Here is a 19,264-nt window from a genome sequence, read left to right on the forward strand (position 1 = left end):
GTAGAAAAGGAGGAGTTGGTCACCCATCTGGTTTTAAAAAACAGGTTTTTCTTTGAATAGAACCTCAATATTTCGAAACTCGGTAAATCACATTTTTGCCTCCACCCGAAACATAAACATCTCCGGATTGGCCAACTGCAACGCCATCAAACCACCAGGTAGGAGGAATGGCCGGCAAACCAACAGCAGGGGCACTGAGCTTTAGGCCATCCACAATTTTGGTCACCTCTCCGGTGGACAAGTCAATACGGGAAAGCCTTGATGCACCGGATTCAACCACCACCAGATTTCCTTCACTGTACCAAGCCAAGCCCTCGGGGTTGGCGAGTCCTGTGGCCACCACTGTAGGAGGCTTAGGTGTGTCCCCATCAAATCCAATCTCCCAAACTAGCCCAGTACCCCAGTCTGCTACCCATAAGGTTTCTCCATCTGTGGCCAATCCGCCGGGTGCAAAAACATTGACACCATCTATAGGCAAGATCATGGAATGGTCACTTGCCCGGACCACGCCGCCGAGTCCCAAATCGGACACCGCAATATCACCCTTGAATCGGATGGCATCTATAGGGGCTCCCATTGGAAAGGATTGAACGACCTGATCCGTCTGTGGATTCCAGATTTGGACCACCGCACCAAACCAGGAAGAAACGATCAGATTGTCCCCGTCTGCTGAAAGTGTAAAAGGAGTGGTCAGATTACCTGCGCCACCCAACAAATCTCCTTTGTAAATACCTTCTGATTTACCTGTGAAACCATTGTATTTCCGCAAACGGTAAAGGTCTGCCACAAACAAAGCGTCCTTGTTATTGGCCCCGGGCAAAACCGCCAAGCCCATCGGCCCGATCATCCCACCACGACTGATGATGCGGGGCTGCCCACTTGGGAGGATTTCTACCACAGTGCCAAAATCGGCATTGGAGATAAACAATTTGCCATTGGAATCAAATGCCAGATTGTCAAGTCCAGGTTCAAGGGTAACGAAAAGGTTTTTCTCCCCGGTAAGATGATTTACTTTAAATACTTCGCCAGTTTGAGCGAGTACATGAAGGACTCCACTTGAATTGAACTTTGCAGCAACCGGCGTGGTGAATCCAGATGATATTACCTGCACGGTCCCATCCCCATAGGGATTGAAGGAAGGAAGATCCCCAGGACTACCGATATCGACTTTTACCACCAAGCCTGCGGTAAAAATCGGCCCGTATAAAAATCCGTCCGGCCCAAAGTCGAACCCATTCAAAAACCCAAGGGGATAAGGATTTTCAGGAGTGGAACCGATGATCTGTCTGGGCGGGGCAATCAGGTTGGGATCCAACTCGTACAGTCCGTCACCGAGAAAGCAAAGTCCAACAATGAGCCGTCCATCATTTGAGAAGGTAATCGGGTTGACGCCCGGAGCCACAAACTGCTTGGTGACCGTACCGGCTGGAGTCCTTCTCCCGACCTCTCCGGTAAATATATCCGTCCAGTAGAGCGACCCGTCTGGGCCAAATGCCAAATCATCGGGAGTGGTCACCCCAACTTCGGGCCCAAGTTGCTTCAGGATCTTCCCGGTTTGCTTGTTCATCACGATAATTTCCTGCCCATTTACTGATCCGATGTAAAGGTTACCGTCTGGACCAAAGTTGACTCCATTGGTTCCCTTCAGTGCTGCTCCCTTGACAATCTCATGCACGACGGGTTTAAAGTTCTTCTTTTTAGAAGGGTAAGGAATTAGCTCATTGAATTCTTGGCAGGCTGTGATTGTCAGGAGCAAGCCCAGGCATGCTAAAAAGAAATTCGGTTTACGTTTCATAATTTTTGGGTTTTAAGGATTAGGTGTGTTTTGTTCCTTTAAAAGAGACTTTTGACGCGTTTACTTGGAAAAATATTCTCAAGCCAACTGGAAAATCCAGTTCAGCGAAAGGCCAAAAGCAGTTCCATGAAAAGGGGTTATAATTACAAGGGAAAGCTACTTTGACAGAGAGAATCCGGCAGTAGCTATTGTTGCAGATGCTTTAGGCTTTGTTCCAAATCAGAAAATGGGGCTGATAAGGCAAAATTATTTCGCTTGGAAAAAGATGTGGTTGGTAGTTCGAATCTTAAGTTTCGAGTCGAAAAAAATTGTAGCTAGGCTCAGCTAAAGAATCAGCCCTTTCTAAAAAAGCTTGGAGCTTCTCCAAATTCCTTGGTAAACTCCTGGGTGAAATGGCTTGGATTGCCATAACCCACCGAGTAGCCGATTTCCGAAATGTTCAAATCCGGATCAAGCAAAAGTTTCTTGGCTTCCTGCATTCGTATCGTCCGGATGACTTGGGAAGTGGACTTATTGGTCAGGGCCTTCAATTTACGATGAAGTTGAGTCCGACTTACTGCCAGTTCCCGGCATAACTCGCCAATGCCAAACTCCTCGCTTTCCACATTCGCCTCCACGATTGCGCGGAGCTTTTGCAGGAAAGCATCTTCCTGAATTTCAGCGGGAGTTTCGGGTTTCCCTTCAGGCTTAAGCGCTGCATAGCGTTTGCTCAGCCTTTCCCTCGCCTCAATCAATTTCCTCAAGCGGACTTCCAGCTCTTTCTTTTCAAATGGCTTGGAAAGGTAAGCATCTGCTCCTCTTTCCAGCCCTTCCAACCGGGATTCCAGATCCGCTTTGGCAGTGAGGAGGATGATAGGAATATGGCTGGTCCGTTCATCTTTTTTTAGCCTTTCTACGAGTTCATAGCCGTCCTTTTCAGGCATCATCACATCACTGACGATGATGTCCGGGATCATCTCTATGGCGACTTGAATACCTTGAAGGCCATTTCTGGCTTTCTGGATTCTGTATTTGTTTTGTAAGCAGAGCTCCAGATAGTTCAATACATCTTCATTGTCCTCCACCAGCAAGGCCAGCGGGTGGCTATCCCCGTGATCTTCCTCAGCTCCAAAAGCTGATGCCTTCACCATATCGGTGAAAGTTCCCGGTAAATCTTTGGTCAATTCGCCGGCATTTCCTTTAGGAGCATCATTTTGGATGGGAAGTCGAAGTGTAAATTCCGACCCCTTTCCGATCTGACTGCTGACTTCGATCGTTCCTGACATGAGTTGCACCAGTTCTTTGGTGAGTGCCAAGCCAATTCCGCTTCCTTGCTCCGACCTGGTAGCCGAATTATCCACCTGATAAAATCGGTCAAAAATATAAGGCAAATGTTCAGTTGGAATTCCTTTGCCGGTATCCTTCACTTTGATTTCCAAAAATTCTCCCAATTCCTGGGTCTTAATCTTTTCAATTTTGATGTAAATATTGCCTCCCGGGGGGGTGAATTTTACAGCATTTCCTACCAGATTGGAAAAAATGGCCTGAATTTTCTCCGGATCAAAGTCCATGTACAACTCCTCAAAACCGGGGAGTAAATGCAGACGGATATCCTTGGAATCGGCCAAGGAATGAAAAGATTCGGTCAGGTATTTTAGATAACTCAGGATATTGTCATGGATCATTTTTGCAGATAATCTGCCCGACTCAAGCTTGGACAAATCCAGCATCTGATTGATCAGTCTCAGTAGCTGCCCACTGTTCCGCTTGATCATCGGCAGTCCCTCATTCAAATTTTCAACAGAGGGATGTGATAATATATGATCAGAAATACCCGAAATCACCGTCAAGGGCGTGCGGAATTCATGTGTCAAATTGGTATAAATCCTGGTTTTGAAGAGATCAAGCTCTTTTAGACGTCCGACTTCGGCCTCGGCCAGTTTTCTGCGAAGCAAAAAGCTATAAACCCAATAAAGCAGTAAAAAAAGCAATACTGCATAGGACAGCCATGCCCACCACTGGGTAAACCAAGGCGGCATCACTACTATAGAAATCGATCGCTGTCCCACTTTCCCAAACCGGTTGGCGGCTTTGATACGAAACACATACTCACCTGGGGGCAAGTCATGATATTCGGCAACATGGGCATTCCCACTTTTCCAATTTTGATCGTAATAGTCCAGTTTGAAAAGGATGTTTTTTTCAGACTCACTGGTTACGAAATCTATGCTGCTAAACTGAAGGGAAATTGCATTTTGGTCGTAGGGAAGCCTTATTTGCTTGGTTTCATTCAGGGGAAAGGGCAGGATTTTGCTTTTCCCAGGCACAAGTTCTGAATTGGCAATAAAAAACTTGGTAAGGTAAGGTATTGGTTGGGCCGAGTATTGATCTGTAAGCTCCTGGGGAGAGAAATGAAAATATCCGGATCCATCACCGGTAAAGATTTCTCCTTTTTTGGAAACAAAAGTCTTTACTGAATTAAAACCGTTTTCCGAGGCATGCTTCCAACTCAAGCCAAACAAGACCGCATTATTTGTCTCAGGGTCCAGCTTAATAAATCCCATATCGGTATTTAGCCACAAAAATCCCGATTCATCTTCAGCGATTCCCTTGACCAGCATATTGTCGATGATCAATCCAGTAGCATCAAAAAATGAGTTGAAAACTTCAGTTTCCTGATCAAACAAAAAAAGTCCTGATCTATAAGAATTGACCCAAATTCGCTGTTTACTATCCTCGAAAATACTGATTATTGAGGCCCCTGCCTTACTTAATACACGTTTGAAGTCTCCGGAATCCGACTCAAAAAGATCTAGTCCTTTATCTGTCGCCACCCAGATATTCCTCTTTGAATCTTGGAATAGATCAAAAATTGTGTTGGAACTCAAGCTTCTCAAATCTTCCCCATTATGTTTGAAATGCTTGATCTTCCCCGTCTTTGCATTTAGTACATCAAGGCCATTATTTGTGCCAATCCAAACTGTTTCGTCTATTAGGGGCAGCACAGAAATTGCCGCAAAGGAGGATAAACTTTCATTGTCTTTCTCATTTGAGCTGAGGAAGATGGTGTTCCTTGACTTTTTGTCAAAAAAGTAAAGCCCTCCAAGCGTCGTCACCCATAAATTTCCCTGCTCATCAAAACTTAGATCAGTAATGAATTTTGAACCGATAGTGCGTTGAACAAACGAGTAAAAACTAGCCGTTCCCTCGTCTTGCTCTCTTCCAACAAGACCTTGATTGGTCCCAATCCAAACATCATTTTCGGAACCCTGGGCAAAAGTGATCACCCTGCTTCCCGTTTGAGTATGATGAAATTGATGTTGAAAGGTTGAAACTTGAAAGAGGACCTGATTTTCAGTCTGTGGTTCCCAGCCCGAAATCCAAAGGAGATCGTCCTTAGTCTTTAGCAATGTCCAAAAATCATCCTTCTCCAGATGATGGGACCCAGTACCGGATGTTCCAAAAAACTCCATGGTTTTGGAAACAGGATCATAGCGGTTGATACCTGCCCCATAGGTGCCAATCCATAGATGGCCCCGTGCATCTTCATTGATGAAAGTGATATGATCTACTGCAAAGTTGGCATTTGGATTTACAGGCGGACGGGATAGTGCATTCGGGTTATCAGGGACGTTGGGTAGCCGTTGAAATGTACCCTGTGCCCGATTCATGCTATGCAGTCCATCCCCATCGGTTCCGACATAGAAATTCCCTTTTTTGTCCTCAAAAATTGACCGTACCCGATTGCCGATGAGCGACCTTGCATTCTGGTGATCATGGCTGTAGTGAGTGATCACACCCGTGTCTTTTTCCAGTTTGTACAATCCCGAAGCAGAATGATCGGTTGGATCAAAGGGATTGCCTGCACCTATCCAAATAGTACCTGCCCGATCTTCATAAATTACCCTGACTACAGCATTAGTAAGCAAAATCCCAGCAGGAGAATTATCCGTGATGGACACAAACTCGCCAGTTTGTTGATTTAGGGTGTCCAATCCATTCCCTGTCCCAACCCAAAGTGTACCAGAGCGATCTTCCAAAAGCGCATAAATTTGATCATCTTTTAGGTTTGAGGGTTCATTGGTGTGGTGCTGAAAGTGCGTGAAAGTTTCCCTGGCCGGGTCAAATCGATCCAAGCCATTTTGAGAACTGCCAATCCAGATAATTCCTCTCTTGCCTGCACTCAGCGATTCGAGTCGGTTTGAAAAAAGTGAGTTGGAATTATTGGGATCAGTCTTAAAGTATTTTTTAGTGGAGCCATCGTATCTGATCAGCCCATTGTAATTGTCAGCAAGCCAGATAAATCCCTCCTCATCCTGGCACATACCCACAATATTCGTGAGGAATTGATCCAATGGATAAGGAATGGGTGTGATTTTGACTTCCTGACCTTTGCATAGAAAAGAAGCCATTATAAAAATGAAAAACAGGACAACCCTTGGGTTTATCATTGGGTGATAAACAGTTTATTTTAAGGAACTTAGTTTAATTTTTGCAGCAATACAAAAACGAGAAAGCCCAAATCCAATTTTTAAATTCTTGCTTCAAGGAGAATTCACTGCCCTAAAAAGCCGAATAGTGATTCGAAAAATAATCTTTCTCGTTGGGAAAAAAATCCATACAGTTTGTCCTAGAAAAAGAAATAGGGGCCGTTCATTTTTCTATTCTCTTCTGTCACCGCTGTTTAAATCAAATTGAACAACAGATTGAAATTCTGGCATTTCTGTTTAAGTTGAATCTGATAAAGATTCCTAACAATCCTAATATACTATTGTACACATGCACTCCAAAGTACAAGAATTGGCACTTTTCGGTCTATTAGGATTTTCACTTTTCTCCTGTCAAAAAGAAATACAGCACCCAAGCCCTCCTAATATCCTCCTGATTGTGGCTGACGATTTAGGCTATGCGGATTTGGGTTCCTTTGGAGGGAATATCGAAACTCCCAATCTGGATCAATTGGCCAAAGAGGGTATCAGGTTCAGCAGATTCCATACGGCTCCGTTTTGTGCAGTGACCCGGGCCATGTTGTTATCGGGAAATTTTAACCATGTAGCAGGAATGGGTTCGCAGGATTTGGTCACGGGAGTTCCAGGATACGAAGGACGGCTCAGCGATCGAATCATCCCATTTCCAGCTCTACTTCAAAATTCAGGATACCATACTTATATGGCCGGTAAATGGCATTTAGGCCTGACTTCAGAAGCAAACCCTGCCAACAAAGGCTTTGAAAAATCTTTTGTGACCATGCAAGGAGGTGCCAATCACTACAGTAATCGGGGAATTTTTCCTGAAACTCCAATATCGATATACTCTGAAAATGGAGAACCGGCGACCTGGCCGGAAGGCGCATATTCCACAGATTATTATACTGACAAACTGATTTCCTACCTCGATGCAGATCAGAAGGATGAAAAGCCCTTCTTTGTATTTGCAGCCTATACTTCTCCGCATTGGCCGCTGCAAGTGGATTCAACCTACTGGAAAAAATACGAGGGAAGATTCGATGAAGGTTATGAAAAATGGAGAGAACGCCGACTGGAATCCCTCAAGAAATCCGGGATGATTCCAGAATCTGCAACCCTTCCTCCACTTCATCCCCGGGTCAAACCCTGGGATTCACTTTCTCCTGAGGAGCAAAAAAAGGAAGCCCGAAAAATGGAGCTCTATGCCGGAATGTTGGATAACTTAGACTACAACATCGGACGATTGATTGCCTATCTCAAAGAGTCCGGGCGATATGAAAACACCCTGATTGTCTTTATGTCAGACAATGGTGCCGCTGCGGAGGATTTCTACTACCATGACTATTTTGGGCCCTTTCTCCGAGAAAATTACTCTGATAACTTTGAAGAAATGGGCACCGAGAGTTCCTTTATTTCCTATGGTCCTCAGTGGGCCGAGGCGGGAGCGGCTCCTTTCAAATACTTCAAAGGCTACACGACTGAAGGAGGAATAAATGCCCCAATGATTATAGCAGGCAAAGGTGTAGAAGCCAAAGGAAGCATCAATTCTGCTTTTCTTTCAGTTATGGATATAGCGCCCACCTTTTTTGAATTGGTAGGCAGTTCTTATCCCGATTCCTATCAGGGCAAACCTGTTCAAAAACCGGCAGGAGAGTCATTACTGCCAATTTTGAGAAATGAGCAGGCTGTAATCCACGACTCCACTTATGTTTTTGCTTTGGAGCACCGGGGAAATGCCATGCTGAGAAAAGGAAACTGGAAACTCCTGAATAACACCACTCCATTTGAGAAGTCAAATTTTGAACTGCATAATCTCTCCCAAAGGCTGGATGAGCAAGTCGATCTGAAAGACCAATACCCTGTGAAGTACCAAGAATTACTTAAAGAATGGGAAAAATGGTCCCAAGCCGTGGGCGTCAGAATCCCTACGCCCAAACCTGGCGAAAACCAAATGACAAGCGATGACAGGCCACGAAACTAATGAATTGAAACGCGAAGTTGGCTTGGGCGGAGTTATCACCAACGTATTGAGTATTTCCATTGGAAGTGGAATTTTCCTCCTGCCAGCCTTAGTTTATGTGATTTTGGGCCATGCGAGTATTCTCGCCTATGTTTTTTGTGGATTGATATTCCTTTTCTTGGGGCTTTGCTTTGGGGAATTGAGCAGCCGAATCCCGGACACAGGGGGCTTGTATGTCTACATCGAGCGGGCTTTCGGGCCAATGGCCGGATTTATTGCCAATATTCTGTATTGGTTTGGAGTTGGAACTTTAGTCTGCGGAGCTTTGATGAATGCCCTGGCCGATATTGCAGGAACTTATTTTCCATTATTTCAGCAAACAGGAGTACGCATCGCTTTCTTCGCTGCTATCACTGTTTTCAGCTGCTTTCTGAATATCAAAGGAATCCGGGATAGTATGGTTTTTATCAAAATCCTTACTTGGACCAAAGTCCTTTCCCTGTTGGCTTTGGTAAGTATAGGCTTAACCCAGTTGGATATTGCGAATATTGTTTGGAAGGGATTTCCGGAATTGGGGAAAATCGGAGAAGCTTCCATTTTGCTGATTTTTGCTTTTTTGGGCGGAGAAATGGCCCTTGCATCCGGTGGTGAGATGAAAAACCCCACACGGACAGGACCGATTGGCTATTTGGTAGGAATCATCCTGGTGATTTTAGGATTTTGCTCCATCCATTTGGCCGTGCAGGGAGTCCTGGGAGATTTCATGCTTACCAATCAGGACGCACCCCTTGCAGAATTGGCGAAGGTCCTATTCGGGGAAACTGGTTTCCTGCTTGTATTGATACTTTCCTTTATCGCAGTAAGTAGCACGCTGAGTTCGACATTTACACTTCTTCCCCGCATCGTATATGCAGGAGCAAAAAACGGACTATTACCCCAAGTTCTTTCGCGCATTCACCCCAAGTTCGGTACACCCTTTATTGCTATTTTATTCTTGGGTATTTTGGAATTCGGCTTCGCCGCTTCCGGAAGTTTTCGCTATTTATTGATTTTGGTAACGGGGGCTTGTTTGGTGATTTACTTCGGAGCGGTGCTTGCCTTTCTTAAGCTTCGTTGGAATTCAAAGGTTTTGGATCCGAAAGTATTCCAAGTCCCGGCTGGCAATTTCATCGGATTGATTACCTTAATTGCCCTAGCCTGGGTCTTTTTTCAATTGAGCCAAAAAGAACTGCTTGGCATTGGTCTATTCGTCTTAATTCTGTCCATACTCTATCAGCTGATGGTACTCTATAAAAGAAAGAAAACTGCAACATCCCAACAAATTACTCCTCTATGAAAAAACCACTAATCTTCCTTCTCATTTGTTTTGGGCTTTTCACGGCTGTATTTGCTCAGGAAAAAACCAATCTCGAACTGACCGACCTCTTCCAGATGGAGTATGTCAGCGATCCTCAGATTTCTCCGGATGGCACTCAGATTGTCTTTAGCCGAAACTTCAAAGACATCATGACCGACCGGGATTACTCTAATCTCTGGATCAGCAACATCGACGGTTCCCGCATCCGTCAACTAACTCAGGGCAATCAGCGCGACTATGCCCCGCGCTGGTCCAATGACGGCAAGAAGTTGGCTTTTCTCTCCAATCAGGATGACGAAAAGGTGAAGCTTTACCTCATGTTTCTGGATACCCGGGAAACTATGGCGCTGACCAACACCTCCACACCCCCAAGTTCAGTGGCTTGGAGTCCAGATGACAGTCAATTGGCCTTTACCCAGTTTGTGCCCGAAGCTAAAAAATCCATGCTGAACATTCCTTCAAAACCCGAAGGTGCGGAATGGAATGCTCCGCCGATCTTTATCGATGAGCTAAATTATCGGGGTGATGGTTCAGGGTATTTGAAACCCGGAAAATCACAGATTTTCACCCTGGGAATCGATGGAGGAACGCCCAGACAGCGAACTTTCACTTCAAATAATCACGGAAGTCCCATCTGGTCAAAAGACGGAAACAGCCTTTTTTTCTCAGCAAACCTTCATGAAAATCATGAATTGGAACCAGCAAACTCCGAAATCTACAGCCTGAATCTCAGTTCAGGAGAAATCAAAGCACTGACCTCACGCTTCGGTCCTGATTCCGAACCTGCACTTTCTCCGGACGGCAAACTGATTGCTTTTACAGGGAATGACGACACTTTTCAAGGGTACACAGTCACCAATCTGTATATAATGAATGTGGATGGAACTGGGGTCAAAAACCTCACGGTTGACTTGGATCGGGATGCAGGAAATCTCCAGTGGGAAGGAAACAGCCAGGGAGTTTACTTCCAATACGATGAATTTGGAGATACCAAAATCGGGCATGTGGCACTGACAGGAAAAATCAGAACTGTAGTCGAGGGCCTTGGAGGTTTGGATTTGGGCAGGCCATACAATGCCGGAACATTTACCGTTTCAGCCAACAACCGTTTTGCTTTTACCCAAGGTGGACCTGAGCATCCGGCTGACTTGGCGATCTGGAACGGCGGAGAAACCAAAAGGCTGACGGCTGTCAATGATGACCTGTTTTCCTTCCGGAAAATCGGGAAAACTGAGGAAATCTGGTGGGAATCTTCCTTTGACCAAAAGCGGGTTCAAGGCTGGATCGTGACTCCGCCGGATTTTGATCCTGCCAAAAAATATCCCCTGATTCTGGAAATTCACGGTGGCCCTTTTTCTATGTACGGGCCTTCTTTCGCCTACGAAATCCAGGCTTATGCCGCTGCTGGATATGTGGTCCTCTATACCAATCCGCGGGGAAGCACAGGTTACGGACAGGAATTTGGCAACGCCATCCACCACGATTACCCCAATCATGACTATGAAGACTTGATGTCCGGAGTGGATGCAGTGATTGCCAAAGGATACATCGATACCGAAAACTTGTTTGTCACCGGTGGATCCGGAGGCGGAGTGTTGACGGCTTGGATCGTGGGGAAAACAACAAGATTCAAAGCGGCTGTTGTGGCCAAACCTGTAATCAACTGGACGAGCTTTGTGCTTCATGCAGACTCCCCAGCCTTTTTTGCCAAGTATTGGTTTGGAAAAATGCCTTGGGAAGATCAGGAGAATTATTGGAGAAGATCCCCACTTTCGCTGGTTGGAAATGTGAAAACACCGACCATGTTGCTGACTGGCGAACAGGATTTCAGAACTCCCATTTCTGAAACTGAGCAATACTATGCTGCTTTGAAACTTCAGGGAGTAGAAACCGCCATGGTGCGAATACCCAATGCATCACACGGTTTGGTAGGGCGCCCAAGTATGCTGATGAGTAAGTCAGCGGCGATTTTGAGTTGGTTCAACCATTACAGAGACAAAAAATAATGTCCAACCTATTAAAAGGAACTGAACTAATTTTCGCCACTATTTTATGAGTACAAGAAATGAAGACCTTAAGCGGGAAATCGGCGTTTGGGGGCTCTCCGCCAACATTGTCAATATCATAGTTGGCGCCGGGATTTTTGTACTGCCGGCTATTATTGCCGAAATCATGGGATCGGCAGGCATTATTGTCTACCTGTTTTGTGGTTTTTTGATTGCTTTGGTCATGCTTTGTTTCGCTGAAGCAGGAAGTAAAGTGACAAGATCAGGTGGAGGATATGCCTATGTGGAAACGGCCTTTGGTCCTTTTCCCGGTTTTTTGGCGGCGGTTTTTTTGGTCTTGGGCAGTGTGTTTTCCGATGCTGCCGTTGCCAATGCCTTGGTGGAATTAATCGGTTTAGCATTTCCCGTATTCAAAAATCCCATTGTACGGGTTGTTTTTTTGTTTCTGATATTTTCGGGTTTGGCGACGCTCAATGTGATCGGTGTAAAACAGGGGATCGGTTTGGTAAAAATCAACACGGTCGCCAAACTGACTCCCATGGTGTTATTGATCGTTTTTGGATGGAAAGATGTCTCCCTGGCTCATTTAGCCTGGGAATCCACTCCAACCATCGAGCAGTTTGGGTCAGCCTCCCTGATTTTGTTTTTTGCATTCCAAGGTGGAGATACCGGTTTGACCGTAGGCGGAGAAATAAAAGAACCCCAGAAAACGGTCCCAAAAGCCATCTTCATCGGGATTTCATTTGTATTACTCCTATACATTCTCATTCAGACTGTCACCCAGGGAATCTTGGGTAGCGATTTACCCCAGTTCAAAGAAGCTCCCTTGGCTGAGGCAGCGAAAATTGTCTTTGGACCAATAGGATATTCCATCTTGCTGATCGGTGCAGGGATTTCCATGTTTGGAATGCTGAGCGGTGAAATACTGAATTTACCCCGGGTAATTTTTGGTCTGGCCAGAGATCGGATTATTCCATTAGACAAGCTTGCTGCGATCCATCCCAGATTCAAGACTCCTTATCTGGCCATTCTGCTTTACGCAGGTTTGGGATTTGTTTTAGCGGCAGCAGGAGGATTCAGGCAGTTGGCCGTCATAGCATCAGGCAGTATGCTGTTGGTGTATTTCGGAGTTTCATTGGCGGTAATCCAGCTCAGGAGAAAGAAAGCAGCCAATCCTGCCGATTTCAAAATCCCCCTTGGCTATACTGTTCCGATTCTCTCTGCAGGCATCATTCTATATTTTCTTTCCAATCTGAGCGGATATGAAAAGGTCGGCACCCTAATTTTTATCGGGGTGTTGGCCTTGATTTATTTTCTGGTTAAGTTTTTTGAAAAGAGAAAAAACCAGGGAACATGAAAAAACCTAATCACTTTCTAATCCTCACAATTCTACTTGCCCTTCTGTGTTGGCATACAAATGTCTATGCCCAAGGGTTGGATAAACAACAAATTCTCTCCCAGAGAAAAGCTTCCAATGAAGCCCTGAGGAAATTTGATGAAGAGCTGAATGCCTCATTTTCGACAGAGGATGCTTTCATCACCACAGGTGCGGGGACACTGATTGCAGGCAAAGAAGCGCTGTCAGCTTACCTCAAATCCCAAACCGGCCCGAGAATGTACTGGGTACGAACTCCAAATGAAGTGCTGGTCAATCCCAAAACCCAATTGGCATGGGAAACTGGAACCTGGAAAGGATATGTAGAAGGATCTGAAGAGGCCGTGGTAGGAGGAAAGTATTCTGCCCAATGGACCAAGAAATCTGGGACTTGGCTGATCCAATCCCAACTTTTTGTTACCCTTGAAAACCTCCCATGATTTTAATTTTAGGACAGCTCTAACCCTAAAAGGGGGAATTTTAGCTGGGATGCCTATGGTTCCTTATATCCTATTGAATTAAATAAGGAGCTCGAAATCGATTATCCTGATCTGGAAATATTTCCGGACCATTCGAGACCGCATTTAACCTTTACATATTTCCTAGCTCTGGCTTGTTCCTATTTTTCCTTTGGAAAATTTTACCGCATGCCCGGACAATAATATCCATTGTTCATCCCTCCTTCCTTTTGATTTCAGGCAATAATCAGGACTTTAAGTCACTGGCTAACAGTGATTTTTCTATGTCTAAACAATCTTATCCAACTCCTTTTATCATGAAAATTTTCAAAAAATCCCTGGCATTTGCTTTCCTGCTGATGCTGACAACCCTCGTTTCGACTGCACAAGATGTGACCCTTGAGTTTCAAAATGCGACAACCGCTCTTGAAGTGGTTCAAAAATACACCAAAGCCCTACAGGCCGGAGATGTAGCCACGATGAATGCCCAACTGGCACCCGATGCGATGATTTATGGCTTAGGCGGAGGAATGGACTCCCTAACTGTCGCCCAGCACAAAGAGTATTTCACCAGCAGTACCACGAATTACAAACACAGCATTTCCCAGGAACTTTATCTACCAGTCAAAGTGACCAACAATTGGAATGAAGGTGAATGGGTATTGTCATGGGGGACAAACACACTGACCAACAAGGCAACCGGCAAGACCATAGTTGTACCCTTTCATACGGCTGGGAGAGTTGTCAATGGCAAGATTGCCTATTTACGTTATTGGTATGACATGCTCAATATTCTGGAAGCGCAGGGATTTACGATTACTCCTCCAACCAATTGAGTGTATCAACGGTCAAGAAAACCTTAATCCCTTTGGTGTTCTCCCGATTACCAAAGAGAATTTTTTAGACCATTCAGCATTTAGAAACAGTATTTACGCCAAACCTTTTCACGCTGAATCCTAGCTTGGAGTAAAAGGATTGACCTTATCCTAACTTTTAACCGGGATCGAATTGGAAGTGGCTAACAATGAGAATTAAAAACTATGGCAAATACGCTCACTCTTATCCCTGACAAACCCAAAGCTTGGCTGATCCTGTTGGTTTGGGCTTTCCTATTCCTCTTTGCCGGAAAATTTGTCCTGAATGATGCCTTACCCTACTTCGGTTTTGACGAAGAAGTTTTTGGAAGATTTTGGGGAATGAAATGGCCCCTGATCGGTCACATTTCCGGAGGATTGCTTGCCTTGACCCTGGGACCGTTTCAGTTTTGGACTGGATTGAAGGCCAAGTTTGTAAGAGTGCACCGATGGACTGGCAGGCTCTACCTGACAGGAATACTTATCGGGACAATCAGCTCAGTAACCTTAGCCCTGACTACCGGTTTGGCGATTCACTGGACTTGGGCCTTTTCCTTGCTAATGCTGGCGATGGCTTGGTTCTTTACGACAGGTATGGCACTTCGATTCATTTTACTCCGGCGATTTCAGCTTCACAAAGAATGGATGATCCGAAGCTATGTCGTCACGTTTGCCTTTGTACTTTTTCGCTGGCTGAACAGCACTCCCATTCTGGTCGAAATGGGAAACTTCATCGAAAGAGGCCCAACAATGATCTGGATTTCCTGGGTCGTCCCGCTTTTTTTCACAGAAATCATCCTTCAATGGAATAAGAAATAAAAATCATTTCACCTAAATGCTGATCCCATGATCAAGAAAATTCTTCTCGGAATTCTGGCTCTTCTGATAGTGCTAGTCGGTTGTTTTGTGATTTATGTTCAGTTAAACTGGGACAAAGTCTATGACATCCCCTATCCTGATCTTCAGGTAAGTACTGATTCTGCAGTAATCGCAAGAGGAAAGTACCTGGTTCACGGTCCGGCACATTGTTCGAATTGTCATGTGTCCACACTTGAAGAAATGGTTGCTACCGATGCCGGAGACCCTATTCCTCTCAAAGGAGGAGCAGAATTCGCTTTGGGGCCTTTGGGGAGTTTATTCACAAAGAATTTGACGCCGGACCCAACCACGGGCATCGGAAGATATTCTGACGGGCAGGTGTTCCGGATGATGCGGCATGCGGTGAAGCCAGATGGCACGGCGAGTATTGCTTTGCTGATGCCATTTTGGAAGATGGCAGATGAGGATTTGGTAGCAGTTGTTTCCTATCTAAGATCTATGGCTCCCATCACTAACAAAGTCTCGGACAGCCATTGGACCTTTATGGGAAAGGCCATCAAGGTATTTTCTCCAACCTTCCATCCAATTGAGCACCCCGATGCAAGCCCAACTGCTCCTGCTATGGAAGCAACTCTTGAAAGGGGTGAATATTTGGCGAGAAATGTGGCGAATTGCGTGGCTTGTCATACCGAGCGGGATCCTGTGACTTTCGAGGCAATAGGGCCTGAATTCGCCGGGGGAATGGAATTTGAACCCTTTAAAGAAATGCATATTATGTTGGGTGAAGACCCCGAATTGTGGATGCGCTCTCCTAACCTCACTCCACACCCCAACAGTGCTCTTTCCAGGTTTAAAACTGTAGAAGAATGGAAAGCCAGGTTTAGGCAAGGACGATTGATCAAGATTTCGCCCATGCACTGGGGGCCTTTTTCCAGGATGTCAGACCAAGATCTAGAAGCACTTTATCTCTATCTTAACAGTCTCGATCCCATCGAACACGAAGTGGGAGAATTGATGTTTAAAAAATAATCGGCACCGGATTTCAAATTAAAAATATCATGATCAAACTAACTGTTCTCTACGGTCACCCTGTTGACCCAATTGCATTCGAGGCCTACTATTCCAGCACGCATATGCCTTTGGTTGCTAAAATCAAGGGCATCGTCAAAGCCGAAACCACCAAGTTTTTTCCCGAGGCAGATGGTAGTAATCCAGCTTTTTACAGGTTGGCAGAATTGTATTTCAGCAATCCGGAGGCTCTTCAAAAAGCGATGGCCTCACCCGAAGGAGCGGCGACTTCGGGGGATCTGGCAAATTTTGCAACAGGTGGGGTTACTGTTTTGGTAGGTGCAGTAGATTGAACTGGCTTAAATCCCGAAAGGATCAAACTTTATTAAGCATTCTGTGCAGGTCTTCTTTGTACTGCTTTCCTATCGGGATCAGTTTTCCCTTTAAATCCACATAGGATTCGGCCACGGCATCAAGCTTTCCAAAATTGACAACAAAGGATCGGTGGATCCTGACAAATTGCTTGGGGTCCACTTTGTCACAGAGCCTATTCAGTGGACTTACGATCAAATACGTCTGAGTGGTGGTGGTGATTTTGCAGTAATTACGCTCTGCCTCCACATAGAGAATGTCGTCCAACATCACTTTGACAAGCTTATTTTGGTTTCGTATGAAAATTCGGTCTTCCTGCGAGTCTACAAATGCATCCTCCACAGTTACGTGCTCTCTTTTTTCTTTCACCATTTCCTCCACTAAAGCAATCGTCCGTTCCAGATTTAGGTTTGTAAATGGCTTTGCGATAAAGGCGTAGGGATGAGTTTCCTTGGCTTTTTCAAAAGTGGAATCATCCACATTTGCAGTTAGATAGATAACAGGAATATCCAGGTACTTCCGGATGGCTTTTGCTGCATCAATTCCGTTGGATTGACCTTTGAGCTGGATGTCCATCAAAATCATATCGGGCTTGGTTTCCAGTGCATGGTGGATTGCTTCCTCGGCTTTGGTTTCGATCCCGGTCACCTCATATCCAAGTTTACAAAGTTGCAAACTGATATTTGCCGCTATGATCATGTCATCTTCAACGATCAGAATTCTGGCCTTATCCATCAAGCAGCTTTGTTGATTTGAAACTCAAAACTGAATTCTGTGCCTTCCTGCATCAGAAGGGTCATTTTTCCATCCAGTTGCTTGGTGAGCAACCGGATCAGTTCACTTCCAAAACCCGACCCGTGGATTTGGGGAATCTCTGGCATTCCTATGCCATTGTCAGAGACCATCAGATGCAGGTGACTGCCTTTTCCTAACAGCCTGACACCGATCTCACCGGAGCCATTTTTGGGAAAAGCATATTTCAGGGAATTGGAAATCAATTCGTTTACAATAAGCCCAATCGGAATGGCCAGATCTACATCGAGTTCTAGAGGCTCCATTTCGGACAAAAAGCGGATTCTTCCAGAGGCATCAAAGGTATCGATGATGTAGTTGCCAAGGCTTTCAAAAAAATCCTTCATCTCGATAGACTTGATGTTTTCTCCCTGATATAGCCGCTTGTGGATCATCCCCATGCTGTGGACCCGATTTTGAGTTTCCTCCATGATTGCCTGAAATTCTGGGTTTTCGATCTGTGCCGTTTGAAGAGAAAGCAAGCTTGAGATGGTCTCGAGATTGTTTTTTACCCGGTGATGTATCTCCTTGAGAAGAAATTCCTTTTCAAGATTCTTTTTCTCCAAGAGTCGGCTGTACTTCTTTTTCCGAAGGAAAATCCGATAAAGTACAAATAGGAAAACCACCAAAATTCCGGACAACGTTAGGATAAAAGCCTGGATAATTTTGTTTTTGGCCAGCTTTGCTTCTTGGAGCTTGATGGTGCTTTCTTTTTGTGTAAGCTCCATCTGGGTTTGCAAAAATGAAATCTGCTCATTGGCATGGTCTGTGAAAACGTCCTGACGGAGTTGGTCGTAGGTTCGTGTAGCCTCTAGAGCTTTGGCAAACTGATTCCCTCCCTCCAGCGCTTTACTCAATTCCAAATAGACTAAACTCAGGTAGTATTTATCCCCGAAATCCGGAGTGGCTGCCTGAATACTTTTTTCCAAAAATCCTGCTGCTTCTGAAAAATTCCCGGCAGCATTGCTCGCTTTGCCCAAAGACAAATAGGAGCGCATAATCATAAATTTATTCCCCAAAAGCTCGGCATATTTCAGAGCCATATTTCCCGATGTAACTGCTTCAGAAAAATTCCCCACTTGGGTATTGAGCTCCGAAAGCGCAATGTAGCTATCACTCAGATTGTTGTAAAAACCGTATTTTTCCCCGATCTGGATTGATTTTTCAAAATTGGCTTTTGCCTCCACGTGTCGGCCGAGTTCAACCAGGTTATTTCCCACCACATGCAGAGTGAAGTCATAGTCCAAGTCATCCATCCCTATTTCTTCAAAAATTGCGAGTGACTTCAATCCATAATCCAAGCCGACAGCAAATTTTCCCTGCTTCCAAAAAAGGTTGCTCATATCCGAATAGGCCATGGCAATAGCCTTTGGGATATGGTAGGTTTCTCCGATTTTTAGGGTTTTGGCAGCAAAATCAAAAGCTTCACCAAGTTTTCCTCTTCTTTCATAAACGTATCCCAGATTGGTATACAGCAACCACCATTCCTTTTCAGGGATTTTGGTTTGGGCATTTTTCAATACTAGTTCTGCCAAGTCCAGCTCTTCCATCCGAAGCAAAATCGCCCCTTGAGAAACCTGAAGCTTTCCCTGCCAATAGGTATTATTCAGGATATTTGCCTCCTCTAGGCCTTGGTTTAAAAATTCAAGCGCTTGATTCAAATTTCGGGTATGATGGTAGTAACCCAAGTCATTCAACATCCTCAAACGAAGTAGGGAATCTGATTGGATTTGCGCCAAAGCCTCCTCCATAACAGCTAAATAATCCCTTCCAAAATCATCTGTCTGGACAAAGACTTCTTTGTATTGGAAAAATCCATTCTTTTTTACAACCTGCGCAAAAGTCAGATTGAAAGTTGAAAAAAGCAGAAGAATCCAAATACCCTTCATTTTATAAATGTAACAAAATATAATCTTTTTAAAATCAGTATTTTGTAGTTCAAGTCCACAGAAAAGTATTCCTTTCTTTTGGGACAGTTTTGACCAGCCTTCGTCCTTTCTTCCTTTTTCGGTAACCCTCAACT

Annotated in this window: 13 protein-coding genes; 9 read left to right on the forward strand and 4 right to left on the reverse strand. The window is 44.8% G+C overall.

Annotation, left to right across the window (positions count from 1 at the left end):
* Positions 1–64: 64 nt before the first annotated feature.
* Entirely contained in the window at positions 65–1,795 is a 1,731-nt protein-coding gene (locus B0E43_RS18390) for a hypothetical protein (protein WP_139352820.1), read from the reverse strand.
* A 332-nt stretch (positions 1,796–2,127) separates the two neighbouring features.
* Positions 2,128–6,225 (reverse strand): two-component regulator propeller domain-containing protein, encoded by a 4,098-nt coding sequence (locus tag B0E43_RS18395; RefSeq protein WP_077352489.1) that lies wholly within the window; start codon positions 6,223–6,225, stop codon positions 2,128–2,130.
* 328 nt (positions 6,226–6,553) lie between these two features.
* Here B0E43_RS18395 and B0E43_RS18400 point away from each other — a divergent pair, with 328 nt between their 5' ends.
* From B0E43_RS18400 to B0E43_RS18440, 9 genes are all read left to right on the forward strand, one after another.
* Positions 6,554–8,221: an arylsulfatase gene (locus tag B0E43_RS18400; protein WP_077352491.1), complete on the forward strand. Its 1,668-nt coding sequence runs from the start codon at positions 6,554–6,556 to the stop codon at positions 8,219–8,221.
* Complete coding sequence (locus B0E43_RS18405; protein ID WP_077352493.1) at positions 8,202–9,536, forward strand: APC family permease; 1,335 nt, start codon at positions 8,202–8,204, stop codon at positions 9,534–9,536. Before B0E43_RS18400 ends, B0E43_RS18405 begins: the two co-directional genes overlap by 20 nt.
* Complete coding sequence (locus tag B0E43_RS18410; protein ID WP_077352495.1) at positions 9,533–11,563, forward strand: S9 family peptidase; 2,031 nt, start codon at positions 9,533–9,535, stop codon at positions 11,561–11,563. The genes B0E43_RS18405 and B0E43_RS18410 overlap by 4 nt, the downstream gene beginning before the upstream one ends.
* Before the next feature lie 46 nt (positions 11,564–11,609).
* Positions 11,610–12,920: an APC family permease gene (locus B0E43_RS18415; RefSeq protein ID WP_077352497.1), complete on the forward strand. Its 1,311-nt coding sequence runs from the start codon at positions 11,610–11,612 to the stop codon at positions 12,918–12,920.
* On the forward strand, positions 12,917–13,378 hold the full coding sequence (locus B0E43_RS18420; protein WP_077352499.1) for a DUF4440 domain-containing protein: 462 nt from the start codon (positions 12,917–12,919) through the stop codon (positions 13,376–13,378). The genes B0E43_RS18415 and B0E43_RS18420 overlap by 4 nt, the downstream gene beginning before the upstream one ends.
* A gap of 335 nt (positions 13,379–13,713) precedes the next feature.
* A complete protein-coding gene (locus B0E43_RS18425; protein WP_077352501.1) occupies positions 13,714–14,232 on the forward strand; it encodes a nuclear transport factor 2 family protein in 519 nt (172 codons plus the stop codon).
* A gap of 204 nt (positions 14,233–14,436) precedes the next feature.
* Positions 14,437–15,069: a DUF2306 domain-containing protein gene (locus B0E43_RS18430; RefSeq protein ID WP_077352503.1), complete on the forward strand. Its 633-nt coding sequence runs from the start codon at positions 14,437–14,439 to the stop codon at positions 15,067–15,069.
* 27 nt (positions 15,070–15,096) lie between these two features.
* A complete protein-coding gene (locus tag B0E43_RS18435) occupies positions 15,097–16,098 on the forward strand; it encodes a cytochrome C (RefSeq protein ID WP_077352505.1) in 1,002 nt (333 codons plus the stop codon).
* A gap of 29 nt (positions 16,099–16,127) precedes the next feature.
* A complete protein-coding gene (locus B0E43_RS18440; RefSeq protein WP_077352507.1) occupies positions 16,128–16,430 on the forward strand; it encodes an EthD family reductase in 303 nt (100 codons plus the stop codon).
* 22 nt (positions 16,431–16,452) lie between these two features.
* Here B0E43_RS18440 and B0E43_RS18445 read toward each other — a convergent pair whose 3' ends face one another.
* Positions 16,453–17,184 (reverse strand): response regulator, encoded by a 732-nt coding sequence (locus tag B0E43_RS18445; RefSeq protein WP_077352509.1) that lies wholly within the window; start codon positions 17,182–17,184, stop codon positions 16,453–16,455.
* On the reverse strand, positions 17,184–19,130 hold the full coding sequence (locus B0E43_RS18450; RefSeq protein WP_077352879.1) for a histidine kinase dimerization/phosphoacceptor domain -containing protein: 1,947 nt from the start codon (positions 19,128–19,130) through the stop codon (positions 17,184–17,186). The genes B0E43_RS18445 and B0E43_RS18450 overlap by 1 nt, the downstream gene beginning before the upstream one ends.
* Between the last annotated feature and the right edge of the window lie 134 nt (positions 19,131–19,264).

Source organism: Algoriphagus sp. A40 (genome assembly GCF_002002735.1).
Taxonomy (GTDB): domain Bacteria; phylum Bacteroidota; class Bacteroidia; order Cytophagales; family Cyclobacteriaceae; genus Algoriphagus.

Bases quoted from the DNA above. Each gene is read 5' to 3' on its own strand.
- B0E43_RS18390 (WP_139352820.1), bottom strand. From the start codon at position 1,795: ATGAAACGTAAACCGAATTTCTTTTTAGCATGCCTGGGCTTGCTCCTG.
- B0E43_RS18395 (WP_077352489.1), bottom strand. From the start codon at position 6,225: ATGATAAACCCAAGGGTTGTCCTGTTTTTCATTTTTATAATGGCTTCT.
- B0E43_RS18400 (WP_077352491.1), top strand. From the start codon at position 6,554: ATGCACTCCAAAGTACAAGAATTGGCACTTTTCGGTCTATTAGGATTT.
- B0E43_RS18405 (WP_077352493.1), top strand. From the start codon at position 8,202: ATGACAGGCCACGAAACTAATGAATTGAAACGCGAAGTTGGCTTGGGC.
- B0E43_RS18410 (WP_077352495.1), top strand. From the start codon at position 9,533: ATGAAAAAACCACTAATCTTCCTTCTCATTTGTTTTGGGCTTTTCACG.
- B0E43_RS18415 (WP_077352497.1), top strand. From the start codon at position 11,610: ATGAGTACAAGAAATGAAGACCTTAAGCGGGAAATCGGCGTTTGGGGG.
- B0E43_RS18420 (WP_077352499.1), top strand. From the start codon at position 12,917: ATGAAAAAACCTAATCACTTTCTAATCCTCACAATTCTACTTGCCCTT.
- B0E43_RS18425 (WP_077352501.1), top strand. From the start codon at position 13,714: ATGAAAATTTTCAAAAAATCCCTGGCATTTGCTTTCCTGCTGATGCTG.
- B0E43_RS18430 (WP_077352503.1), top strand. From the start codon at position 14,437: ATGGCAAATACGCTCACTCTTATCCCTGACAAACCCAAAGCTTGGCTG.
- B0E43_RS18435 (WP_077352505.1), top strand. From the start codon at position 15,097: ATGATCAAGAAAATTCTTCTCGGAATTCTGGCTCTTCTGATAGTGCTA.
- B0E43_RS18440 (WP_077352507.1), top strand. From the start codon at position 16,128: ATGATCAAACTAACTGTTCTCTACGGTCACCCTGTTGACCCAATTGCA.
- B0E43_RS18445 (WP_077352509.1), bottom strand. From the start codon at position 17,184: ATGGATAAGGCCAGAATTCTGATCGTTGAAGATGACATGATCATAGCG.
- B0E43_RS18450 (WP_077352879.1), bottom strand. From the start codon at position 19,130: ATGAAGGGTATTTGGATTCTTCTGCTTTTTTCAACTTTCAATCTGACT.